The sequence below is a fragment of the Tenacibaculum haliotis genome (assembly GCF_025215075.1).
In the GTDB taxonomy this organism is placed as follows: Bacteria; Bacteroidota; Bacteroidia; order Flavobacteriales; family Flavobacteriaceae; genus Polaribacter; species Polaribacter haliotis_B.
The window spans coordinates 24,741-44,751 of record NZ_JAOBTH010000020.1; the positions used below are offsets into that span (position 1 = coordinate 24,741).

Here is a 20,011-nt window from a genome sequence, read left to right on the forward strand (position 1 = left end):
AAATGCTGATTTATTCAGTATTTAACATGTCCTGAGGGTTTCGCGAAGGAAAAATGGTAAAAACAAATTCAGGGTGAAGATGTTTTTCGCTCTTTTTTTTGTGTGAAATTTAAAGGAAAAAACTGAAACATTTGTTTCAAAATAATTATTATTAATAGACGCGCTGGATAAATAAAATCTATCGTCTTAAAATTAACAAGTATGTCTGGGTTAATAGGTAGAAAAGTAGGTATGACCAGCTTATTCGATGAGAACGGGAAGAATATTCCTTGTACTGTAATCGAAGCAGGGCCATGCGTGGTTACCCAAGTCAGAACCGAAGAGGTAGACGGCTATAGTGCGTTACAACTTGGTTTCGATGACAAAAAAGCAAAAAGCTCTAATAAAGCTTTAGATGGACACTTTAAAAAAGCTGGTACATCTGCTAAGAAAAAAGTCATTGAATTTCAAGGGTTTGACGGAGAGTATAAATTAGGTGATTCAATTACTGTTGAGCACTTTACTGAAGGAGAATTCGTAGATGTTTCTGGGGTTTCTAAAGGTAAAGGTTTTCAAGGTGTTGTTAAGCGTCATGGATTTGCCGGTGTTGGTCAAGCAACGCACGGTCAACATAACCGTTTAAGAGCTCCTGGTTCGATTGGTGCTGCATCATATCCTGCAAGAGTATTCAAAGGAATGCGAATGGCAGGTCGTATGGGTGGAGACAAAGTAAAAGTTCAAAATTTAAAAGTATTAAAAGTGGTTGCTGATAAGAATCTTATCGTAGTAAAAGGAGCAATTCCTGGTCACAAGAATACTTTTGTAACTATCGAAAAATAATGAAAGTAGCAGTTTTAGATATTACAGGAAAAGATACCGGTAGAAAAGTTGAACTTTCTAACGAGGTATTTGGTATTGAACCAAACGATCACGCAATTTATTTAGATGTAAAGCAGTACTTGGCGAATCAAAGACAAGGAACTCACAAGTCTAAAGAAAGAGCTGAAATCGCTGGTAGTACAAGAAAGATTAAGAAGCAAAAAGGAACAGGTACAGCACGTGCGGGTTCAATCAAATCTGGAGTTTTCAGAGGTGGTGGACGTATGTTTGGACCAAGACCAAGAAGTTATTCTTTTAAGTTAAATAAAAACTTAAAGCGTTTAGCGCGTAAGTCTGCTTTAAGTATTCAAGCAAAAGATAGTAATTTAGTAATTGTTGAAGATTTCAATTTTGAAACTCCAAAAACTAAAGAATTTATCAATGTTTTAAAAGCTTTAGAGTTAGATACTAAAAAATCTTTATTCGTATTAGGAGACGAAAGTAACAATGTTTACTTATCATCTCGTAACATAAAAGGATCTAAAGTAGTAAATGCTACAGGAGTTAATACTTACAGTGTTTTAAACGCTAATAAAGTAGTTATTTCTGAAAGCTCTTTAGAAGGAATTCAAATTAACTTAAGTAAATAGGGAAAGATATGAGTATTTTAATTAAACCTATTATTACGGAAAAAGCAACAAAAGATAGCGAGGTATTTAATCGTTATGCATTTGTTGTGAATAGTAAGGCTAATAAATTAGAAATCAGAGGAGCTGTAGAAGCTACTTATGGTGTAACAATTAAGTCTGTTAAAACCATGAACTATCCTCTTCAAAGAAATACTAAGCACACTAAAAAAGGTTTAGTAACAGGGATAACTAGTGGATACAAAAAGGCAATCGTTCAGTTAGCTGAAGGAGAGACTATTGATTTTTATAACAATCTTTAAGAAAAGACAAAATGTCAGTTAGAAAATTAAAACCAATAACACCAGGTCAGCGTTTTAGAGTTGTAAATGGGTTCGACACCATAACAACTGATAAGCCGGAGAAAAGTTTACTTGCTCCGAAAAAACGATCTGGAGGTCGAAACAACCAGGGTAGAATGACAACACGTAACATTGGTGGTGGTCATAAACAAAAATACCGTATTATTGATTTCAAAAGAAATAAACAAGGTATCCCTGCAACAGTAAAAACTATAGAGTACGATCCAAATCGTACTGCATTTATTGCTTTACTTAGTTATGCTGATGGTGAAAAGCGTTATGTAATTGCACAAAACGGTTTAAAAGTAGGTCAAGTAATCGTTTCAGGTAAAGGATTAGCTCCAGAAGTGGGGAATGCTTTATATTTAAGCGAAATTCCTTTAGGTACTACAATTTCATGTATTGAGTTACACCCAGGTCAAGGAGCTGTTATGGCTCGTTCTGCAGGTTCATTTGCTCAATTAATGGCAAGAGATGGTAAGTATGCAACAGTTAAGTTACCTTCAGGTGAAACAAGATTAATCTTGTTAACTTGTATGGCAACAATCGGGGTTGTATCTAATTCAGATCACCAATTACTAGTTTCTGGTAAAGCTGGTAGATCTAGATGGTTAGGTAGAAGACCAAGAGTTAACGCTGTACGTATGAATCCAGTTGATCACCCAATGGGTGGTGGTGAAGGACGTTCTTCAGGAGGGCATCCAAGATCAAGAAACGGTATTCCGGCTAAAGGGTTTAAGACTAGATCTAAAACTAAAGCTAGTAATAAGTATATTATAGAACGTAGAAAGAAATAAACCATGGCAAGATCATTAAAAAAAGGACCTTTCGTTCACTATAAGTTAGAGAAAAAAGTGTTAACTAACGTTGAAACTGAGAGCAAATCAGTTATCAAAACTTGGTCAAGAGCAAGTATGATTACTCCAGATTTCGTTGGGCAAACAATTGCTGTTCATAACGGACGTCAGTTTGTACCAGTTTACGTTACTGAAAACATGGTAGGTCATAAATTAGGCGAATTTTCACCAACACGTTCTTTTAGAGGGCACGCTGGTGCAAAAAATAAAGGTAAAAAATAGTAGGAAATTATGGGAAGTCGTAAACATAACATGGCAACACAGTTAAAAGAAGCAAGAAAGTCTAAAGCTTTCGCTAAAATAACTAATTGTCCTACATCACCAAGAAAAATGCGTTTGGTAGCAGATTTAGTAAGAGGAGTAGAGGTTGAAAAGGCTTTACAAATCTTAAAGTTTAGTTCAAAAGAAGCATCAAGAAACTTAGAGAAATTGTTAATGTCTGCAATAGCAAACTGGCAAGCTAAGAATGAAGATGCAAGTATCGAAGATGCTGGATTATTCGTTAAGTCTATTTTTGTAGATAGCGCAGGTATGTTAAAAAGATTAAGACCAGCTCCACAGGGGCGTGCACATAGAATTCGTAAGCGTTCTAATCACGTTACTTTAGAGTTAGGAGCTAAAAATAAAAGTAATTAATCAAAGTAGAAATGGGACAAAAAACAAATCCAATAGGAAATCGTTTAGGAATTATCAGAGGATGGGAATCTAACTGGTATGGTGGAAATGACTACGGAGATAAATTAGCTGAAGATGACAAAATAAGAAAGTATATTAATGCTAGATTATTTAAAGCAAGTGTATCAAGAGTAATTATTGAGCGTACGCTTAAACTTGTAACCGTTACTATCACTACTGCACGTCCAGGTATCATTATTGGTAAAGGAGGTCAAGAGGTAGACAAGTTAAAAGAAGAGCTTAAGAAAATTACAGGAAAAGAAGTTCAAATTAACATTTTTGAAATTAAGCGTCCAGAATTAGATGCTAAATTAGTAGCAGCTAGTATTGCTCGTCAAATTGAAAATAGAATTTCTTACAAGCGTGCTACTAAAATGGCTATTACTGCAGCAATGAGAATGAATTCAGAAGGGATTAAAGTCCAAATTTCTGGTCGTTTAAATGGAGCAGAAATGGCACGTTCTGAGCATTATAAAGAAGGAAGAATTCCTCTTTCTACTTTTAGAGCAGACATTGATTACGCACTTGTTGAGGCACATACACAATACGGAAGATTAGGTATTAAGGTATGGATCATGAAAGGTGAGGTTTATGGAAAACGTGAATTATCTCCATTAGTAGGATTATCTAAACAAAAAGGTGGTGCTAATAAAGGTGGTGGAAACAAACGTCAACAACCTCGCAGAAGAAAATAATTTTTAAAATTAGAAATTAAAAATGTTACAGCCAAAAAGAGTAAAATACCGTAAGGTACAGAAGGCGAAAGGAAATATGAAAGGTAACTCTGGTAGAGGTGCTCAACTTTCTAACGGAATGTTTGGTATCAAATCATTAGATCAGAATTTACTTACCTCTCGCCAAATAGAGGCAGCTCGTATTGCGGCAACTCGTCACATGAAGAGAGAAGGACAGCTTTGGATTAAGATATTTCCAGACAAGCCTATTACTAAGAAGCCATTAGAAGTACGTATGGGTAAAGGTAAAGGTGCTCCTGACCATTTTGTGTCAGTTATTAAACCAGGTAGAATTTTGTTTGAAATTGGTGGAGTACCAATGGATGTGGCAAAAGAAGCTTTACGTTTAGCTGCACAGAAACTTCCAGTGAAAACGAAGTTTGTTATTGCAAGAGATTTTGATTTTAACGCTTAATTCTATATACAATGAAACAATCAGAAATTAAAGAATTAACCACTACCGACTTACAAGGAAGGTTAGTGACGTTAAAGAAAAATTATACGGATCTTAAGATGGCTCACGCCATAACTCCATTGGAAAACCCAATGCAGATTAAAAGCTTAAGAAAAACTGTAGCAAGAATTGCTACAGAGTTAACTAAAAGAGAATTACAATAATTCTAGTCAGTTTTAAAGATGGAAAAAAGAAATCTTAGAAAAGAGAGAATAGGTGTAGTATCTAGTAGCAAAATGGAGAAATCTATTGTTGTTAATGAGGTAAAAAGAACCAAGCACCCAATGTATGGTAAATTCGTATTAAAGACGAAAAAGTACGTTGCACATGACGAGAATAACGACTGCAACGAAGGAGATACAGTTAGGATAATGGAAACACGTCCTATGAGTAAATCTAAACGTTGGAGATTAGTAGAAATCTTAGAAAGAGCTAAATAATATGTTACAGACAGAATCAAGATTAAGAGTCGCAGATAACACTGGAGCAAAAGAAGTTTTAGTGATAAGAGTTTTAGGAGGAACAAGAAAGCGTTACGCTAGCGTTGGAGATAAAATTGTAGTAACTGTAAAGTCTACATCTCCAAACGGAAGTGTTAAAAAAGGTCAAGTATCTCGCGCAGTTGTTGTTCGTACTAAAAAGGAAATTAGACGTAAAGACGGATCATACATCAGATTTGATGATAATGCTTGTGTACTTTTAAATCCTACAGAGGAAATGAGAGGAACTCGTGTATTTGGTCCTGTTGCCCGTGAATTACGTGATAAGCAATTTATGAAGATAGTATCATTAGCACCTGAAGTGCTTTAAATCGACATTAAGATGAAGAAGTTCAAAATTAAATCAGGAGATACTGTTAGAGTATTAGCAGGAGATCACAAAGGATCGGAAGGGAAAGTTTTACAAATCCTTAGAGATAAGGACAGGGTGTTAGTAGAAGGTGTTAATATGGTGTCTAAACACACTAAGCCAAGTGCTGCTAGTCCTCAAGGAGGAATTGTAAAAAAAGAAGCTTCTTTACATATATCAAACTTAGCGTTAATCGAAAACGGTGAAGCTGTAAAAGTTGGTTATAAAGTAGAAGGAGATAAGAAAGTTAGATTTTCAAAAAAATCAGATAAAGCAATATAACAATGAGTTACGTACCAAGATTAAAAGAAGAGTACAAGAGCAGAGTTATAAGTGCTCTTACTGAAGAATTCGGTTATAGTAATGTAATGCAAGTACCTAAATTACAAAAGATTGTTGTAAGTAAAGGTGTTGGTGCAGCTATAGCAGATAAGAAATTAATTGAATACGCTATTGACGAGTTAACTACAATTACAGGTCAAAAAGCAGTTTCAACGATATCTAAGAAAGATGTTGCAAACTTTAAATTACGTAAGGGTATGCCAATTGGTGCAAAAGTTACGTTAAGAGGAGTTAAAATGTACGAATTTTTAGATAGATTGGTTACCGCTTCTTTACCACGTGTAAGAGATTTTAACGGAATCAAAGCGAATGGTTTTGATGGTAGAGGTAATTACAATTTAGGAATTACTGAACAAATCATTTACCCTGAAATTAATATTGATCAAGTAAAAAAGATTAGTGGTATGGATATTACTTTTGTAACATCTGCAAACACTGATAAAGAAGCTAAATCATTATTAGGAGAATTAGGTTTACCATTTAAAAAGAACTAAGAGACATGGCTAAAGAATCAATGAAAGCGCGTGAGCGCAAAAGAGCTAAAACGGTTGCTAAATATGCTGAAAAAAGAAAAGCTTTAAAAGAAGCTGGAGATTATGAAGCATTACAGAAGTTACCAAAAAATGCTTCTCCGGTAAGAATGCATAACCGTTGTAAGTTAACGGGACGTCCTAAAGGATATATGCGTCAGTTCGGAGTTTCACGTGTTACTTTTCGTGAAATGGCTAACCAAGGATTAATTCCAGGTGTTAAAAAAGCGAGCTGGTAACAGTAAGTTTTTATATAAAATTAAAAGGTGTACAATTAAAATTGTACACCTTTTTTTTGTGATATTTTTTATAAACGACGTAAATTGTCGTTTTAGTTATTATTTTTGGAATAGATTATAGATACAATGGCTAAAAAAGAATATATAAGTAGATTTTTAAGGATAATTAAACGTGTTAAAAAAGGAGACTATCCTTCATATAATGTTTTGTTTGAATATTTGAAGAATGATTCATATCATTTTCAACAAGATTCTTTTCATTTGGGATTTTCAAAGAGAACTTTGCAAAGAGATCTTAAAGAAATACGTTTAATTTTTAATATTGATATCTGTTATTCACGAAAAGAGAAAGGTTATTTTATTTACTCTGATGAGTTTAGTAATTTTAGTGAGATGCTAGAAACCTATGATTTAATTGAATTATATAAAACCCAAGAAGAATACAAAAATTATTTGTTTTTAGAAGAGAAATTTAAAAAAGGAACTGAATACTTTAAGGGAATAATATTTGCGATCAAAAACCGAAAAAAAATCGTTTTTATTTATGAAAAATATTGGGAAGAAACAAAAAATGAGAGAAATGTATCTCCTTATGGATTAAAAGAAATTAATAGTAGGTGGTATTTACTTGCTTTAAATGAACAGAATAAATTAAGGACTTACGCCTTAGATAGAATTTCTTTATTGTCGGTAACTGATACTTATTTTGAGTATTCTTCTTTTATCAGCATAAAAGAATTGTATAAATTCAATTTTGGTGTTTCATTAGATGCACATTTAAATCCACACAAAGTCATATTCACAACAACTACAATTCAAGCTAAATATTTCAATAGTTTACCATTACATTATTCACAGATAATTGAAAATAAAACAGCTGATGAAGTTCAGTTTTCTATATATGTTAAACTAGGAGATGAATTAGTTTATAAGCTATTATCTTATGGTGATCGTATCACAATACATAAACCACCTGAGCTTATAGATAAGTTGAGAGGTATAATTAATGAAATGAGTGAGAAATATAATTAAAAACTTACCTTTAATAAATAACAAATTATGATAAAAGATTACACAAAAATTCAAGAAGAAATTAAGAAAGATATTATAGAAAAAGACAGTAATTCTATAGTTGACGGTATTATTAATACTGATAAATATGCAAAAGCTCATACCCGTATTTTATGGGTTTTGAAAGAACCAAATTCTTCAGATATAGGATGGACTTATCAAAGCTATTTGTCAATAGAAGATATCGAAAAAAAGATAGGAACTAAAGAGAATACAGTATCATATGAATTGTTTAGACGTATGTTTTATATTTCATATGGACTATTATCAGAAATGGATTATGACAATTTACCTGTAGCAGAAAAACTTGAAGTTTATGGAGTAGGTGAAGAGATAGCATATATTAATATAAAAAAGACTGGTGGCGAAGGAGAGTCAAAAGATTCAGAAATCAAACAAGCATATCAAGAAAATGAAGCTCTCTTGTTAAAACAAATAGCAGTGTACAATCCTAATATTATAATTTTCGGTGGTACATTAAAGTTTTTTGATTATGAAAAATTGAAAGAAATAGGTTGGGATTTAAAGGAAAGAAAAATTGTTGATGAAAACACTAATAACACACATTACTATCCTATTTCTAAAGAAAAACTAGTTATTTATCCGTATCACCCTTCTTATTTTATTAAAACTAGAGCAGTGTACTGTTCTGAAATTATTAATGCGGGCAAATTTTGGAGAGAATTATTTTAATTCTTTTTTCAGTGACATTGTTTGACTGAGTCCTATTTTATTTTTGAAAAAAAATAATTTATGGCAAATAATTATCTGCAAAGAAATTTAAATTCTTTAAAAACAAGTAATAATACAAACTACAATCTAACACCTTTGCAAAATTGGTGTTCAGATTGTTGGTTTTTTTTTTATAAAGATTTAGAAAAAGAACTTCTAGGAAAAACAGCATACGTTCGAATAACAAAAGGCGGATACTTCATGTTTAGTTATGCTTGTTCAAAAACTACGTTTGACAATCAAAATTTAAATTTATTCATTAAAATTCATCAAGACACATTAACTTTTTGTCTTTCTGATAATGAAGAAGACAACCGTAAATTAAAACGAGACTTTTTTGTTAAAAAGATATTAGATAAAGCAAGTGATCAAAAAATAAATGTAAAAGAGATTGGTCATTTAGGGCGTATAATGAGTTTAGTAAAACTACAAGGAGATTATCGAGTAAAGAATAAAAAAGACTTGATGAACTTGCCCGTTACAATTAAAATATTAAAAAACTTAATAAAATTGATATGAAAAATTTAAGTAAAAAAAGATGTTTTGTAGGATTAGGTGGTGCGGGTATTAATAGTATTGAACCTTTTATTAAATATGAAAAGAATGCAGATTTTTTGATTATTGATAATGATGCTATTATTGTTGATGCTAAATGTAGAAAGATAAAAACAGATTTACATGACACAAATAAATATTTAAACTACTTTACTTTAGATAGAGAGTATGTTTTTATTTTTGGATTATCATATGCTAAAGACAGAGAAAAAGCAGGAGTAGCTTTAGCAAGAACCATTGCACTGTTTCTTAAAGAGAGTAAAAAGGACTTTACAATGATTTTTACGATGCCTTTTTATTTTGAATTAGGATCGAATAGGCCAAAAATTTTATCCATTAAAAATGAGTTTCAACAATTAGCGAACAAAGTATTTATTGTTGATTTGGATACTTTTAGAGACTCACATGGGAAACAGAGTATAAGTATTATGGATCAATTTCATTATATGGTTTGGGAAAAATCAGGACTATCAATGAAAAGAGGAAAAATCGAATTAGTCTACGAAAAAATAAAACAGAAAATAAGAATGATTTTTAGTTTTTTTATGACAATTAGTCAATAAATTAAGACTCAAAATGATAAGACTTCAAAATGATGGATTTCTAATAAATTTATGTATATTTGCATTCTGTTTTTATAGGGTAAATTATGCCTTGTAAGTAAATACTACTAAAAAGTATAATGCTTATGAGATTTATCTAGAAAACAAAAAATGAATATTAACTGGTTTCAGGTTTAATAATTGCTGATTTTCATACTGTAAATAGCGTTTATTGAATACCAAAACCGAAATTTAATTAATTATGTATACAGATCCAATCGCGGATTTTCTTACTCGAGTTAGAAATGCTATCGCAGCAAATCACCGAGTAGTCGAGATTCCTGCTTCAAAATTGAAGAAGGAAATGACGAAAATTTTGTTCGATCAAGGTTATGTTTTAAGCTACCAGTTCAATGACGATAAAGTTCAGGGAACAATCAAGATAGCTTTAAAATATGATCGTGATACGAAAGAATCAGTAATCAGAAAAATTCAAAGAATTTCAACACCAGGTTTACGTAAATACGTTGGCTCGAAAGAGATGCCAAGAGTATTAAACGGTTTAGGTATTGCTATTGTTTCTACATCTAGAGGTGTAATGACAAACAAAAAAGCTAAACAAGAAAACGTTGGTGGTGAAGTATTATGTTACGTTTATTAATCACTTTGTACGATGAGTAGAATAGGAAAAAATCCAATCGCATTACCACAAGGTGTTGAAGTTAAAGTAGACGGAAATGTGGTTACAGTAAAAGGTAAATTAGGAGAATTAACTCAAGAGTTAAAATCTGAAATTACTGCAAAAATTGAAGATGGTGTTTTAACAGTTGAAAGAACATCAGATAGTAAAGATCATAGAGCAGCACACGGTTTATATCGTGCTTTAATCAGTAACATGATTGAAGGTGTTTCTAATGGTTATACTAAGGAATTAGAATTAGTAGGTGTAGGTTATAGAGCATCTAACCAAGGGCAAAAATTAGATTTAGCTTTAGGTTTTTCTCATAACATTGTTTTAAATTTAGCAAAAGAAGTTAAGGTTGAAACAATATCTGAAAAAGGTAAAAATCCAATCATTAAATTATCTTCATTTGATAAGCAATTAGTTGGTCAAGTTGCAGCTAAAATTCGTTCTTTCCGTGCTCCAGAGCCATATAAAGGAAAAGGAATTAAGTTTGTAGGAGAAGTATTAAGAAGAAAAGCAGGTAAATCTGCATAATAAATAAGAGAAATTATTATGGCATTATCAAAGCTTGAAAGAAGACAACGAATTAAGTATAGAATTAGAAAAATCGTTACAGGAACAGCTGCTAAACCTAGGTTATCAGTTTTTAGAAGTAACAAAGAAATCTATGCTCAATTAATTGATGACGTTGCTGGTGTAACATTAGCATCTGCATCATCAAGAGATAAAGAAATTACATCTGGTTCTAAAACAGAAGCTGCTACTGCAGTAGGTAAAGCAATTGCTGAAAAAGCTGCTGGTAAAGGTGTTGAAACTATTTCTTTCGATAGAAATGGGTTTTTATACCACGGTAGAATTAAAGTATTAGCAGAAGCTGCTAGAGAAGCTGGTTTAAAATTTTAAGAAATTATATTATGTTAGGATATAAAAACGTAGAAAGAGTAAAACCAAGCGGATTAGAGCTTGTAGATAAATTAGTAGGTGTACAGCGTGTTACCAAAGTAACTAAAGGTGGTAGAGCATTTGGTTTCTCTGCAATTGTAATAGTTGGAGATGGTAACGGAGTTGTAGGTCATGGATTAGGAAAATCTAAAGATGTTGCTTCTGCAATTGCTAAGGCAATAGAAGACGCTAAGAAGAGTTTAGTAAGAATTCCTCTTTTAGATGGAACTTTACCTCACGAACAAAAAGGTAAATTTGGTGGTGCGAAAGTATTTATCAAGCCAGCCTCACATGGTACGGGAGTTATCGCCGGTGGTGCAGTACGTTCAGTATTGGAATCAGTTGGTGTTAAAGACGTATTATCAAAGTCTCAAGGATCATCAAACCCTCACAATGTTGTAAAAGCAACTTTTGATGCTTTATTACAATTACGTAATGCTGCAACTATTGCTAAGCAAAGAGGTATTTCTTTAGAGAAAGTTTTTAACGGTTAAAATTTAAGACGATGAGTAAAATTAAAGTTACACAAGTAAGAAGTAAAATTGGTCGCCTTAAAAGTCAAAAATTAACCTTAAAGGCGTTAGGTTTACGTAAAATGAATCATACTGTAGAACACAATGCAACAGCATCTATTTTAGGTATGGTAAAAACAGTTTCACACTTAGTTTCTGTAGAGGAAATTAAATAAGACAATATAAGATGAGTTTACACAACTTAAAACCTGCAGTAGGATCGACAAAGAGCGGTAAAAGAATCGCTCGTGGAGAAGGTTCTGGACACGGAGGTACCTCTACAAGAGGTCATAATGGTCAGAAGTCTCGTTCTGGTTATTCTCGTAAAATAGGATTTGAAGGAGGACAAATGCCACTTCAAAGACGCGTACCTAAATTTGGTTTCACAAACATTAATCGTAAAGAGTATGTTGGTGTTAATTTAGATAAGTTACAAGGATTAGTAGAAAACGGAAAAATTACAGATACAGTTACTTTAGAGGTTTTAGTAGAAAACCGTTTAGCTCGTAAAAACGATTTAGTAAAAATACTAGGTGGTGGTGAGTTAAAAGCTAAATTAAACATAACTGTACATAAATTTACTGCAACAGCAAAAGCGGCTATTGAAGCTGCCGGTGGTGAAGTAGTTACATTATAAGAATTGTAAATGATGAATTTTATAAATACATTAAAAGACATTTGGAAGATAGAAGAGTTAAAGGAGAAATTACTTTTAACTTTAGGTTTAATTGCTGTATACCGTTTTATGGCGGCAGTTCCATTACCTGGAATTGACCCAACTCAGTTATCAGCTTTACAAGACAGTACTTCTAGTGGACTTTTAGGTTTATTAAACGCATTTACAGGAGGAGCATTTGCTAGAGCGTCAGTAATGGCACTAGGTATAATGCCTTATATTTCTGCATCTATTGTAGTTCAGTTAATGGGTATTGCGGTACCATATTTACAAAAATTACAAAAAGATGGAGAAAGTGGACGTAAGAAAATTACGCAAATAACAAGATGGCTTACAATTGCTATTACTTTGTTTCAAGCACCAACCTATATTGGAATTATTCAAAACCAAATGGGATTAGGACCTGAAGCATTTTTAGTAACAGGAGCAACATTTTGGGTGTCATCAATAATCCTTTTAACTGCAGGAACAATTTTTGCAATGTGGTTAGGAGAGCGTATTACAGACAAAGGAGTTGGTAATGGAATTTCATTATTAATTACTGTAGGTATTATCGCTAACTTCCCCGCTGCTTTTATTCAAGAAATTGTTTCTAAGAATTCAGCAGGAGCAGGAGGTGTTATGATGATTTTAATCGAATTAATAGTTTGGTTTGTAGTAATTTTGTTAACCGTATTATTAGTTACAGCAGTACGTAAAGTAGCAGTACAGTATGCACGTCGTACAGCAGTTACTGATATTAAAGATGTTGATGGAGCTCGCCAGTACATTCCTTTAAAATTGAATGCATCTGGAGTAATGCCAATTATTTTTGCACAAGCTATTATGTTTTTACCAGTAGCTTTAGGTCAAAAATTTCCAGCATTAAATAGCTTAACTGATAATTTCGGGTTATGGTATAACGTTATATTTGCTATCTTAATTATTATCTTTAGTTATTTTTATACGGCGATTACTATCCCAACAAATAAAATGGCTGAAGACTTAAAGAGAAGCAATGGTTTCGTTCCAGGATATAAACCAGGAGAAGAGACTGCAAATTATTTAGACGCTGTGTTATCTAAGATAACTTTTCCAGGATCTTTATTTTTAGCAGCTTTATCTATTTTACCTGCAATAATTGTAAAGTTTGGAGTTACTCAAAACTGGGCAATGTTTTTTGGAGGTACCTCTTTAATCATTATGGTAGGAGTAGCAATAGATACTATTCAGCAAATTAACTCGTATTTATTAAACAGTCGTTACGATGGTTTAATGAAAACAGGTAACAGTAACAGAAAATCATTAAAATAATATGGCTAAGCAATCAGCAATTCAACAAGACGGAACAATTACAGAAGCATTATCTAATGCAATGTTTCGTGTAGAATTAGAGAACGGCCATGTTGTTACGGCACACATTTCAGGTAAAATGCGTATGCATTATATCAAATTATTACCAGGAGATAAGGTAAAGTTAGAAATGAGTCCATATGATTTATCAAAGGCAAGAATTACTTACAGATACTAAAAACACACACTGATGAAAGTAAGAGCATCATTAAAGAAAAGAAGCGCCGAGTGCAAGATTGTACGTAGAAAGGGCAGATTATATGTAATTAACAAAAAGAATCCTAGATTTAAACAAAGACAAGGGTAATGGCAAGAATAGCAGGTATTGATATTCCAAAGAATAAAAGAGGTGTTATCGCTTTAACTTACATCTTTGGTATAGGGAACAGCAGATCTAAAGAAATTTTAGCAACTGCAAAAGTAGACGAGAGTATCAAAGTTCAAGATTGGACTGATGATCAAATTGCAGCGATTCGTGAGCAAGCAGGAACATTTACTATTGAAGGTGAATTACGTTCAGAAGTTCAATTAAGCATCAAACGTTTAATGGACATCGGATGTCAAAGAGGTATTCGTCACAGATTAGGTTTACCTTTAAGAGGTCAAAGAACTAAGAATAACTCTCGTACTAGAAAAGGTAAGAGAAAAACTGTAGCTAACAAGAAAAAATAAGTTAGATAAGTAATAAAGATCTAATAGTAGTTGTAAAACTATAAGGTTAGAAAACTAAATTACTAAAACTATAATAATCATGGCAAAGTCTAAAATAACAAAAAAACGTAAAGTTGTAATAGAATCAGTAGGTGAAGCTCACGTTACTGCATCATTCAACAACATTATTATTTCTTTAACAAACAAAAAAGGTGACGTTATTTCTTGGTCATCTGCAGGTAAAATGGGTTTCAGAGGTTCTAAAAAGAACACTCCGTATGCAGCTCAATTAGCCGCAGAAGATTGTGCTAACGTAGCAAAAGAAGCAGGTTTACGTAAAGTAAAAGTGTATGTTAAAGGACCTGGTAACGGTAGAGAATCTGCAATCAGATCTATCCACAATGCTGGAATTGAAGTAACTGAAATCATTGATGTTACACCTATTCCTCATAATGGATGTCGTCCACCTAAAAGAAGAAGAGTATAAGTTGAATTAATTTTCAACTTATATTTTTATTTTGTGTACTTTTGTGCGCGAAAAAAAAATATTTTAACTAAAGTAGGAATTAGGTTATCGAAGGAGTAAGCCTTAATTCATAACCCCTGCTAAAACAATAAGAAATGGCAAGATATACAGGACCAAAAACTAAAATTGCTCGTAAGTTTGGCGAGGCAATTTTCGGAGATGATAAAAACTTCGAAAAAAGAAATTACCCTCCAGGACAGCATGGAAATGCAAGAAGAAGAGGTAAAAAATCTGAATATGCAACTCAGTTAATGGAGAAGCAAAAAGCGAAATACATGTATGGTATTTTAGAGCGTCAATTCCGTAACTTATTCAAAAGCGCTCAAGCTGCTGGAGGTGTTACTGGTGAGGTTTTATTACAATTATGTGAATCTCGTTTAGACAACGTAGTATACAGATTAGGTGTTGCAAACTCTCGTAGTGGAGCACGTCAATTAGTATCTCACCGTCACATTACTGTAAACGGAGAAATAGTAAATATTCCTTCTTACAGTGTGCAAGCTGGTGATGTTGTTGCAGTAAGAGAAAAATCTAAATCATTAATCGCTATTGAAGATGCTTTAGCATCAAACAGTAACGTTTACGAATGGTTAAGCTGGAACTCTGATTTAAAATCTGGAACTTTTATTAAAGCACCAGAGAGATTACAAATTCCTGAAAATATTAAGGAACAGTTAATCGTAGAATTATATTCTAAATAATAAATTATTCATATTGGTATTTAGCCAAAGGGTTTGTATGTACATCTTCGAACTAATAAACCGCGCAACTAAATAACAATTAAAAAGAAGATACAATGGCAATTTTAAATTTTCAGAAGCCTGATAAAGTAATAATGATTGAATCTACTGATTTTACAGGTAGATTTGAGTTCAGACCTCTTGAACCAGGTTTTGGATTAACAGTAGGAAACGCTTTAAGAAGAGTATTATTATCTTCATTAGAAGGGTTTGCAATTACATCATTACGTGTTGACGGTGTAGATCATGAGTTCTCAACAATTCAAGGAGTTGTAGAAGATGTAACAGAAATCATCTTAAACTTAAAACAAGTTCGTTTTAAGAAACAAATTGAAGAGACTGATAGAGAAACAGTATCTATATCAGTATCAGGTCAAGAACAATTGACTGCAGGAGATTTACAGAAATTTACCTCAGGTTTTCAAGTATTAAATCCAGATTTAGTATTATGTAACTTAGATAAATCTGTAAGTTTTAATGCTGAAATTACTATCGAAAAAGGTAGAGGTTTCGTACCAGCAGAAGAAAATAAAAGAGCAGGTGCACCTTTAGGAACAATTTTTACAGATTCTATTTACACTCCTATAAAGAATGTAAAGTATGCTGTTGAAAATTTTCGTGTAGAGCAAAAGACAGATTACGAAAAGTTAGTTTTCGATATCGATACTGACGGTTCTATCAACCCTAAGGATGCCTTAACAGAAGCAGCTAAAATTTTAATCCACCACTTTATGTTATTCTCTGATGAGCGTATCACTTTAGAGGCAGATGAAATAGCTCAAACTGAAACATACGATGAGGAATCATTACATATGCGTCAGTTATTAAAGACGAAATTAGTTGATATGGATTTATCAGTTCGTGCTTTAAACTGTTTAAAAGCTGCAGAAGTTGATACTTTAGGAGATTTAGTATCATTCAACAAAAGCGATTTAATGAAATTTAGAAATTTCGGTAAAAAATCATTAACTGAATTAGATGAGTTAGTGGCAAATAAGAGCCTTAATTTTGGAATGGACTTAAGCAAATACAAATTAGATAGAGATTAACCTTTCATATTTTGCTCCCCAGAATGGGTTGTAGCAAGATGAAAGCCAAAACCAAATGTCATGAGACACGGAAAGAAATTTAATCATTTAGGAAGACAAACAGCGCATAGAAAGGCGATGTTAGCAAATATGGGTTGTTCTTTAATTGAACACAAACGTATAAACACTACAGTTGCTAAAGCGAAAGCTTTTCGTACGTTTATCGAGCCTATAATTACGAAGTCTAAAACAGATACTACTCATAATCGCCGTACAGTATTTAGCTATTTACGTAGTAAAGATGCAGTAACGGAATTATTTAAGGAAATTTCTGTGAAAATAGCTGATAGACCAGGAGGTTATGTTCGTATTATCAAGTTAGGAAACCGTCAGGGAGATAATGCTCCTATGGCAATGGTAGAATTAGTTGATTACAACGAATTATACAACCCGAAAGGAAATAAAGCTAAGAAAAACACTCGTCGTAGCCGTCGTGGTGGAGCTAAAACTACTGATGCAGCAGTTGAGACTCAAACTTCACAAGAAGAAGAATAAAAATGAAAATTTTTATATTTTATATCAAAGGGATAAACATTTAATGTTTATCCCTTTTTTTATATATTTTTGCAAACAAACTACACAACACACACTAAATGAAATATCAACAACGTAAAAAAGCATTAGTTCTTTTAGCAGACGGAACCATTTTCTACGGTAAGTCTATTGGAATAGAAGGAACTTCAACAGGAGAAATTTGTTTTAATACCGGTATGACTGGTTATCAAGAAGTATTTACTGATCCTTCTTATTTCGGACAATTAATGGTAACTACCAACGCGCATATTGGTAATTATGGAGTAAATAAAGAGGAAGTAGAGTCTGAAGGCATTAAAATATCAGGATTAATTTGTCGTAATTTTAGTTTTACACACTCTCGTGCAGATTCTGACGGAAATTTATTCGACTGGTTCAAAAAACATAATTTAGTAGCAATTTCTGATGTTGATACGCGTGCATTAGTTGCTTATATTAGAGATAACGGAGCAATGAATGCTATTATTTCTACTGAAGTTGATAATATTGATGCTCTTAAAAAAGAACTAGCAGCGACTCCAAATATGGAAGGCCTAGAACTAGCATCTAAAGTATCAACTAAAGAACCTTATTTTATAGGAGATGAAAATGCGGCAATTAAAGTATCTGCCTTAGATATCGGTATTAAAAAGAATATTTTAAGAAACTTAGTAAAAAGAGGAGCCTACATAAAGGTATATCCTTACAATGCTACTTTCGAGCAAATGAGTGATTTTAATCCTGATGGTTATTTTATATCAAATGGCCCTGGTGATCCAGAACCTTTAGTTGACGCTCAAAATACCGCAAAAGAAATCATTAAAAGAAATTTACCATTATTTGGTATCTGTTTAGGACACCAAGTTATTGCATTGGCAAACGGAATTTCTACGTATAAAATGCACAATGGTCATAGAGGAATCAACCATCCTGTTAAGAATTTAATTACAGGAAAAGGGGAAATTACGTCTCAGAATCATGGGTTTGCTATTAATCGTGAAGAAACTGAAGCGCATGCAGATGTTGAAATTTCACACGTTCACTTAAACGATCATACAGTAGCAGGTATTAGAATGAAATCTAAAAATGTATTTTCTGTTCAGTATCATCCAGAAGCAAGTCCTGGACCGCACGATGCAGAATATCTATTTGATGAGTTTATAGAAAACATCAAAAAAGCAAGAGTTAAAGCGTAATCGTTTTCGTAATTAATTATTGATAAACATTACTAAATCAACGACAATTAGTAAATTAGCAACTATATAAATTAGTATTCCCGTGAGTTTAAATTCACGGGATTCTATATTAAAAATAAACAACTATGAGTATTATAATCAACATTCACGCACGTCAAATTTTTGATTCAAGAGGTAATCCAACTGTAGAAGTAGATGTAACTACAGAAAACGGAGTTATGGGAAGAGCAGCAGTTCCTTCAGGAGCTTCTACTGGAGAACATGAAGCTGTTGAGTTACGTGACGGCGGAAAAGATTATATGGGTAAAGGCGTATTAAATGCGGTTAAAAATGTAAATACTTTAATTGCGCAAGAATTATTAGGCGTTTCTGTTTTTGAACAAAATATGATTGATCAAATTATGATTGATTTAGACGGTACAGCTAATAAATCGGTATTAGGCGCAAATGCTATTTTAGGAGTTTCTTTAGCTACAGCAAAAGCAGCAGCAAATGAGTTAGGTTTACCTTTATATAGATATGTTGGCGGAGTATCAGCAAATACCTTACCAGTACCGATGATGAATATCATTAACGGAGGTTCACATTCTGATGCACCAATTGCATTTCAAGAATTTATGGTAATGCCAGTAAAAGCAAAAAACTTTACAGAAGCAATGCAAGTTGGTTCTGAAATATTTCATAATTTAAAAAAGGTTTTACACGATCGTAATTTATCAACAGCTGTAGGAGATGAAGGAGGTTTTGCACCAACTTTAGATGGTACTGAAGATGCTATTGAAACAATTGCATTGGCAACTAAAAATGCTGGATATAAATTTGGAGAAGAAGTAATGATCGCTTTAGATTGTGCTGCTGCCGAATTTTTTGTTGATGGAAAATATGATTATACAAAGTTTGAAGGTGCAAAAGGAAAAGTGCGTTCTAGTAAAGAACAAGCTGATTATTTAGCAGAATTGGCAGAAAAATACCCTATTATTTCTATTGAAGATGGAATGGATGAAAATGACTGGGAAGGATGGAAATATTTAACTGAAATTTGCGGTGATAAAGTGCAGTTAGTTGGAGACGATTTATTTGTAACCAACGTAGAGCGTTTATCTAGAGGAATTGAAAACGGAATTGCAAATTCAATTTTAATTAAAGTAAACCAAATAGGGACGTTAACGGAAACTATTGCTGCAGTTAATATGGCGCATAACGCAGGTTATACTTCAGTTATGAGTCACAGATCTGGTGAAACAGAAGACAATACTATTGCCGATTTAGCAGTAGCTTTAAACTGTGGACAAATAAAAACTGGATCGGCTTCTCGTTCTGATCGTATGGCAAAATACAATCAGCTTTTACGTATTGAAGAAGAATTGGATGATGTTGCTTATTATCCGCAAGAAAAAGCTTTCAAAATAAAGTAATTTAAAATTTACGATTTTAATCAATATAAAAACCTTGCCTAGATGGCAAGGTTTTTGCTTTTATAGAAATCAAAAATCAATTATTTTACAGCTAACAATAACAGTGATTAATGCATAAGAAGAAAATACTAAAAAGTATGGAGAGGTATCTATAGATAGGTTTTTAGTTTGAATTATAGCCTAACTTAGTAGTGCGTCATTCTGAATTCACTTCAGAATCACATCGTTATTATAAATAATATTTTATAGCAATGGTTTTAAACAAGTTTCGCTTAACGTAGAGTGAGTTATTATTAATTATCGATAATCAAAATATAAACTACAAAAACCACACAAATAGACGTTTTTGGAGGTGTTTTTTATGTAATT

At 32.6% G+C, this 20,011-nt stretch carries 34 protein-coding genes; all 34 read left to right on the top strand.

All coding sequences use genetic code 11. The features are described from left to right. Positions 1-201 precede the first annotated feature (201 nt). Entirely contained in the window at positions 202-819 is a 618-nt protein-coding gene (gene rplC, locus N2251_RS01860; RefSeq protein WP_260584997.1) for a 50S ribosomal protein L3, read from the top strand. After that, positions 819-1,448 carry a 50S ribosomal protein L4 gene (gene rplD / locus N2251_RS01865; protein ID WP_260584998.1) on the top strand — a complete coding sequence of 210 codons (630 nt, stop codon included), beginning with the start codon at positions 819-821 and terminating at the stop codon, positions 1,446-1,448. The genes rplC and rplD overlap by 1 nt, the downstream gene beginning before the upstream one ends. 8 nt (positions 1,449-1,456) lie before the next feature. Next, the gene (rplW, locus tag N2251_RS01870) at positions 1,457-1,747 is read left to right on the top strand and encodes a 50S ribosomal protein L23 (RefSeq protein ID WP_260584999.1); all 291 of its coding nucleotides are present in this window, start codon (positions 1,457-1,459) and stop codon (positions 1,745-1,747) included. 11 nt (positions 1,748-1,758) lie between these two features. After that, positions 1,759-2,583, top strand: a complete 825-nt coding sequence (gene rplB, locus N2251_RS01875) for a 50S ribosomal protein L2 (RefSeq protein WP_260585001.1) — start codon at positions 1,759-1,761, stop codon at positions 2,581-2,583. Between the two features lie 3 nt (positions 2,584-2,586). After that, positions 2,587-2,865 carry a 30S ribosomal protein S19 gene (rpsS, locus tag N2251_RS01880; RefSeq protein WP_028887472.1) on the top strand — a complete coding sequence of 93 codons (279 nt, stop codon included), beginning with the start codon at positions 2,587-2,589 and terminating at the stop codon, positions 2,863-2,865. Positions 2,866-2,874: 9 nt separating this feature from the next. Then, positions 2,875-3,279: a 50S ribosomal protein L22 gene (gene rplV / locus N2251_RS01885; protein ID WP_260585003.1), complete on the top strand. Its 405-nt coding sequence runs from the start codon at positions 2,875-2,877 to the stop codon at positions 3,277-3,279. Positions 3,280-3,290: 11 nt separating this feature from the next. After that, positions 3,291-4,013 carry a 30S ribosomal protein S3 gene (rpsC, locus tag N2251_RS01890; protein ID WP_260585004.1) on the top strand — a complete coding sequence of 241 codons (723 nt, stop codon included), beginning with the start codon at positions 3,291-3,293 and terminating at the stop codon, positions 4,011-4,013. Positions 4,014-4,035: 22 nt separating this feature from the next. After that, a complete protein-coding gene (gene rplP / locus N2251_RS01895) occupies positions 4,036-4,467 on the top strand; it encodes a 50S ribosomal protein L16 (RefSeq protein ID WP_218771188.1) in 432 nt (143 codons plus the stop codon). Positions 4,468-4,478: 11 nt separating this feature from the next. Further along, positions 4,479-4,670 carry a 50S ribosomal protein L29 gene (gene rpmC, locus N2251_RS01900; protein WP_028887468.1) on the top strand — a complete coding sequence of 64 codons (192 nt, stop codon included), beginning with the start codon at positions 4,479-4,481 and terminating at the stop codon, positions 4,668-4,670. Positions 4,671-4,688: 18 nt separating this feature from the next. Next, complete coding sequence (rpsQ, locus tag N2251_RS01905; protein WP_068703444.1) at positions 4,689-4,946, top strand: 30S ribosomal protein S17; 258 nt, start codon at positions 4,689-4,691, stop codon at positions 4,944-4,946. A gap of 1 nt (position 4,947) precedes the next feature. Continuing rightward, positions 4,948-5,316, top strand: coding sequence for a 50S ribosomal protein L14 (gene rplN, locus N2251_RS01910; protein ID WP_218771186.1), 369 nt, complete (start codon positions 4,948-4,950; stop codon positions 5,314-5,316). Positions 5,317-5,328: 12 nt separating this feature from the next. Further along, positions 5,329-5,637 (top strand): 50S ribosomal protein L24, encoded by a 309-nt coding sequence (rplX, locus tag N2251_RS01915; RefSeq protein WP_260585010.1) that lies wholly within the window; start codon positions 5,329-5,331, stop codon positions 5,635-5,637. 2 nt (positions 5,638-5,639) lie between these two features. Further along, positions 5,640-6,191, top strand: coding sequence for a 50S ribosomal protein L5 (gene rplE, locus N2251_RS01920; protein ID WP_260585011.1), 552 nt, complete (start codon positions 5,640-5,642; stop codon positions 6,189-6,191). Positions 6,192-6,196: 5 nt separating this feature from the next. After that, on the top strand, positions 6,197-6,466 hold the full coding sequence (gene rpsN / locus N2251_RS01925; RefSeq protein ID WP_028887463.1) for a 30S ribosomal protein S14: 270 nt from the start codon (positions 6,197-6,199) through the stop codon (positions 6,464-6,466). Positions 6,467-6,592: 126 nt separating this feature from the next. Beyond that, the gene (locus N2251_RS01930) at positions 6,593-7,498 is read left to right on the top strand and encodes a helix-turn-helix transcriptional regulator (RefSeq protein ID WP_260585013.1); all 906 of its coding nucleotides are present in this window, start codon (positions 6,593-6,595) and stop codon (positions 7,496-7,498) included. Positions 7,499-7,525: 27 nt separating this feature from the next. After that, positions 7,526-8,230: a hypothetical protein gene (locus N2251_RS01935; protein WP_260585014.1), complete on the top strand. Its 705-nt coding sequence runs from the start codon at positions 7,526-7,528 to the stop codon at positions 8,228-8,230. Between the two features lie 60 nt (positions 8,231-8,290). After that, the gene (locus N2251_RS01940) at positions 8,291-8,788 is read left to right on the top strand and encodes a hypothetical protein (protein WP_260585015.1); all 498 of its coding nucleotides are present in this window, start codon (positions 8,291-8,293) and stop codon (positions 8,786-8,788) included. After that, positions 8,785-9,387 (top strand): hypothetical protein, encoded by a 603-nt coding sequence (locus tag N2251_RS01945; RefSeq protein ID WP_260585017.1) that lies wholly within the window; start codon positions 8,785-8,787, stop codon positions 9,385-9,387. The genes N2251_RS01940 and N2251_RS01945 overlap by 4 nt, the downstream gene beginning before the upstream one ends. A gap of 241 nt (positions 9,388-9,628) precedes the next feature. Continuing rightward, a complete protein-coding gene (rpsH, locus tag N2251_RS01950; RefSeq protein WP_260585019.1) occupies positions 9,629-10,027 on the top strand; it encodes a 30S ribosomal protein S8 in 399 nt (132 codons plus the stop codon). 12 nt (positions 10,028-10,039) lie between these two features. Next, on the top strand, positions 10,040-10,585 hold the full coding sequence (rplF, locus tag N2251_RS01955) for a 50S ribosomal protein L6 (RefSeq protein WP_260585020.1): 546 nt from the start codon (positions 10,040-10,042) through the stop codon (positions 10,583-10,585). An 18-nt stretch (positions 10,586-10,603) separates the two neighbouring features. Further along, complete coding sequence (gene rplR, locus N2251_RS01960; protein ID WP_260585021.1) at positions 10,604-10,954, top strand: 50S ribosomal protein L18; 351 nt, start codon at positions 10,604-10,606, stop codon at positions 10,952-10,954. A gap of 8 nt (positions 10,955-10,962) precedes the next feature. Continuing rightward, entirely contained in the window at positions 10,963-11,487 is a 525-nt protein-coding gene (rpsE, locus tag N2251_RS01965) for a 30S ribosomal protein S5 (RefSeq protein ID WP_101903633.1), read from the top strand. Positions 11,488-11,498: 11 nt separating this feature from the next. Next, positions 11,499-11,681 carry a 50S ribosomal protein L30 gene (gene rpmD, locus N2251_RS01970; RefSeq protein ID WP_260585025.1) on the top strand — a complete coding sequence of 61 codons (183 nt, stop codon included), beginning with the start codon at positions 11,499-11,501 and terminating at the stop codon, positions 11,679-11,681. 11 nt (positions 11,682-11,692) lie between these two features. Beyond that, entirely contained in the window at positions 11,693-12,142 is a 450-nt protein-coding gene (gene rplO, locus N2251_RS01975; protein ID WP_260585026.1) for a 50S ribosomal protein L15, read from the top strand. A 12-nt stretch (positions 12,143-12,154) separates the two neighbouring features. Then, positions 12,155-13,474 (top strand): preprotein translocase subunit SecY, encoded by a 1,320-nt coding sequence (gene secY, locus N2251_RS01980; RefSeq protein WP_260585095.1) that lies wholly within the window; start codon positions 12,155-12,157, stop codon positions 13,472-13,474. 1 nt (position 13,475) lies between these two features. Next, positions 13,476-13,691, top strand: coding sequence for a translation initiation factor IF-1 (gene infA / locus N2251_RS01985; protein WP_104808455.1), 216 nt, complete (start codon positions 13,476-13,478; stop codon positions 13,689-13,691). Positions 13,692-13,703: 12 nt separating this feature from the next. Next, positions 13,704-13,820 (top strand): type B 50S ribosomal protein L36, encoded by a 117-nt coding sequence (ykgO, locus tag N2251_RS01990; RefSeq protein WP_073316873.1) that lies wholly within the window; start codon positions 13,704-13,706, stop codon positions 13,818-13,820. Continuing rightward, entirely contained in the window at positions 13,820-14,185 is a 366-nt protein-coding gene (gene rpsM / locus N2251_RS01995; RefSeq protein ID WP_218771177.1) for a 30S ribosomal protein S13, read from the top strand. Before ykgO ends, rpsM begins: the two co-directional genes overlap by 1 nt. Positions 14,186-14,264: 79 nt before the next feature. Then, positions 14,265-14,651 carry a 30S ribosomal protein S11 gene (rpsK, locus tag N2251_RS02000; RefSeq protein ID WP_028887452.1) on the top strand — a complete coding sequence of 129 codons (387 nt, stop codon included), beginning with the start codon at positions 14,265-14,267 and terminating at the stop codon, positions 14,649-14,651. 134 nt (positions 14,652-14,785) lie between these two features. Next, a complete protein-coding gene (gene rpsD, locus N2251_RS02005) occupies positions 14,786-15,391 on the top strand; it encodes a 30S ribosomal protein S4 (RefSeq protein ID WP_260585029.1) in 606 nt (201 codons plus the stop codon). 95 nt (positions 15,392-15,486) lie between these two features. Further along, positions 15,487-16,479: a DNA-directed RNA polymerase subunit alpha gene (locus N2251_RS02010; protein ID WP_260585030.1), complete on the top strand. Its 993-nt coding sequence runs from the start codon at positions 15,487-15,489 to the stop codon at positions 16,477-16,479. Between the two features lie 60 nt (positions 16,480-16,539). After that, the gene (gene rplQ, locus N2251_RS02015; RefSeq protein ID WP_218771174.1) at positions 16,540-17,013 is read left to right on the top strand and encodes a 50S ribosomal protein L17; all 474 of its coding nucleotides are present in this window, start codon (positions 16,540-16,542) and stop codon (positions 17,011-17,013) included. A 98-nt stretch (positions 17,014-17,111) separates the two neighbouring features. Next, positions 17,112-18,227 carry a glutamine-hydrolyzing carbamoyl-phosphate synthase small subunit gene (gene carA / locus N2251_RS02020; RefSeq protein WP_260585031.1) on the top strand — a complete coding sequence of 372 codons (1,116 nt, stop codon included), beginning with the start codon at positions 17,112-17,114 and terminating at the stop codon, positions 18,225-18,227. A gap of 125 nt (positions 18,228-18,352) precedes the next feature. Further along, positions 18,353-19,642 carry a phosphopyruvate hydratase gene (eno, locus tag N2251_RS02025; protein ID WP_260585032.1) on the top strand — a complete coding sequence of 430 codons (1,290 nt, stop codon included), beginning with the start codon at positions 18,353-18,355 and terminating at the stop codon, positions 19,640-19,642. Positions 19,643-20,011 lie beyond the last annotated feature (369 nt).

Coding starts and splice junctions, on each gene's coding strand:
- rplC (WP_260584997.1), top strand. CDS start 202: ATGTCTGGGTTAATAGGTAGAAAAGTAGGTATGACCAGCTTATTCGAT.
- rplD (WP_260584998.1), top strand. CDS start 819: ATGAAAGTAGCAGTTTTAGATATTACAGGAAAAGATACCGGTAGAAAA.
- rplW (WP_260584999.1), top strand. CDS start 1,457: ATGAGTATTTTAATTAAACCTATTATTACGGAAAAAGCAACAAAAGAT.
- rplB (WP_260585001.1), top strand. CDS start 1,759: ATGTCAGTTAGAAAATTAAAACCAATAACACCAGGTCAGCGTTTTAGA.
- rpsS (WP_028887472.1), top strand. CDS start 2,587: ATGGCAAGATCATTAAAAAAAGGACCTTTCGTTCACTATAAGTTAGAG.
- rplV (WP_260585003.1), top strand. CDS start 2,875: ATGGGAAGTCGTAAACATAACATGGCAACACAGTTAAAAGAAGCAAGA.
- rpsC (WP_260585004.1), top strand. CDS start 3,291: ATGGGACAAAAAACAAATCCAATAGGAAATCGTTTAGGAATTATCAGA.
- rplP (WP_218771188.1), top strand. CDS start 4,036: ATGTTACAGCCAAAAAGAGTAAAATACCGTAAGGTACAGAAGGCGAAA.
- rpmC (WP_028887468.1), top strand. CDS start 4,479: ATGAAACAATCAGAAATTAAAGAATTAACCACTACCGACTTACAAGGA.
- rpsQ (WP_068703444.1), top strand. CDS start 4,689: ATGGAAAAAAGAAATCTTAGAAAAGAGAGAATAGGTGTAGTATCTAGT.
- rplN (WP_218771186.1), top strand. CDS start 4,948: ATGTTACAGACAGAATCAAGATTAAGAGTCGCAGATAACACTGGAGCA.
- rplX (WP_260585010.1), top strand. CDS start 5,329: ATGAAGAAGTTCAAAATTAAATCAGGAGATACTGTTAGAGTATTAGCA.
- rplE (WP_260585011.1), top strand. CDS start 5,640: ATGAGTTACGTACCAAGATTAAAAGAAGAGTACAAGAGCAGAGTTATA.
- rpsN (WP_028887463.1), top strand. CDS start 6,197: ATGGCTAAAGAATCAATGAAAGCGCGTGAGCGCAAAAGAGCTAAAACG.
- N2251_RS01930 (WP_260585013.1), top strand. CDS start 6,593: ATGGCTAAAAAAGAATATATAAGTAGATTTTTAAGGATAATTAAACGT.
- N2251_RS01935 (WP_260585014.1), top strand. CDS start 7,526: ATGATAAAAGATTACACAAAAATTCAAGAAGAAATTAAGAAAGATATT.
- N2251_RS01940 (WP_260585015.1), top strand. CDS start 8,291: ATGGCAAATAATTATCTGCAAAGAAATTTAAATTCTTTAAAAACAAGT.
- N2251_RS01945 (WP_260585017.1), top strand. CDS start 8,785: ATGAAAAATTTAAGTAAAAAAAGATGTTTTGTAGGATTAGGTGGTGCG.
- rpsH (WP_260585019.1), top strand. CDS start 9,629: ATGTATACAGATCCAATCGCGGATTTTCTTACTCGAGTTAGAAATGCT.
- rplF (WP_260585020.1), top strand. CDS start 10,040: ATGAGTAGAATAGGAAAAAATCCAATCGCATTACCACAAGGTGTTGAA.
- rplR (WP_260585021.1), top strand. CDS start 10,604: ATGGCATTATCAAAGCTTGAAAGAAGACAACGAATTAAGTATAGAATT.
- rpmD (WP_260585025.1), top strand. CDS start 11,499: ATGAGTAAAATTAAAGTTACACAAGTAAGAAGTAAAATTGGTCGCCTT.
- rplO (WP_260585026.1), top strand. CDS start 11,693: ATGAGTTTACACAACTTAAAACCTGCAGTAGGATCGACAAAGAGCGGT.
- secY (WP_260585095.1), top strand. CDS start 12,155: ATGAATTTTATAAATACATTAAAAGACATTTGGAAGATAGAAGAGTTA.
- infA (WP_104808455.1), top strand. CDS start 13,476: ATGGCTAAGCAATCAGCAATTCAACAAGACGGAACAATTACAGAAGCA.
- ykgO (WP_073316873.1), top strand. CDS start 13,704: ATGAAAGTAAGAGCATCATTAAAGAAAAGAAGCGCCGAGTGCAAGATT.
- rpsM (WP_218771177.1), top strand. CDS start 13,820: ATGGCAAGAATAGCAGGTATTGATATTCCAAAGAATAAAAGAGGTGTT.
- rpsK (WP_028887452.1), top strand. CDS start 14,265: ATGGCAAAGTCTAAAATAACAAAAAAACGTAAAGTTGTAATAGAATCA.
- rpsD (WP_260585029.1), top strand. CDS start 14,786: ATGGCAAGATATACAGGACCAAAAACTAAAATTGCTCGTAAGTTTGGC.
- N2251_RS02010 (WP_260585030.1), top strand. CDS start 15,487: ATGGCAATTTTAAATTTTCAGAAGCCTGATAAAGTAATAATGATTGAA.
- rplQ (WP_218771174.1), top strand. CDS start 16,540: ATGAGACACGGAAAGAAATTTAATCATTTAGGAAGACAAACAGCGCAT.
- carA (WP_260585031.1), top strand. CDS start 17,112: ATGAAATATCAACAACGTAAAAAAGCATTAGTTCTTTTAGCAGACGGA.
- eno (WP_260585032.1), top strand. CDS start 18,353: ATGAGTATTATAATCAACATTCACGCACGTCAAATTTTTGATTCAAGA.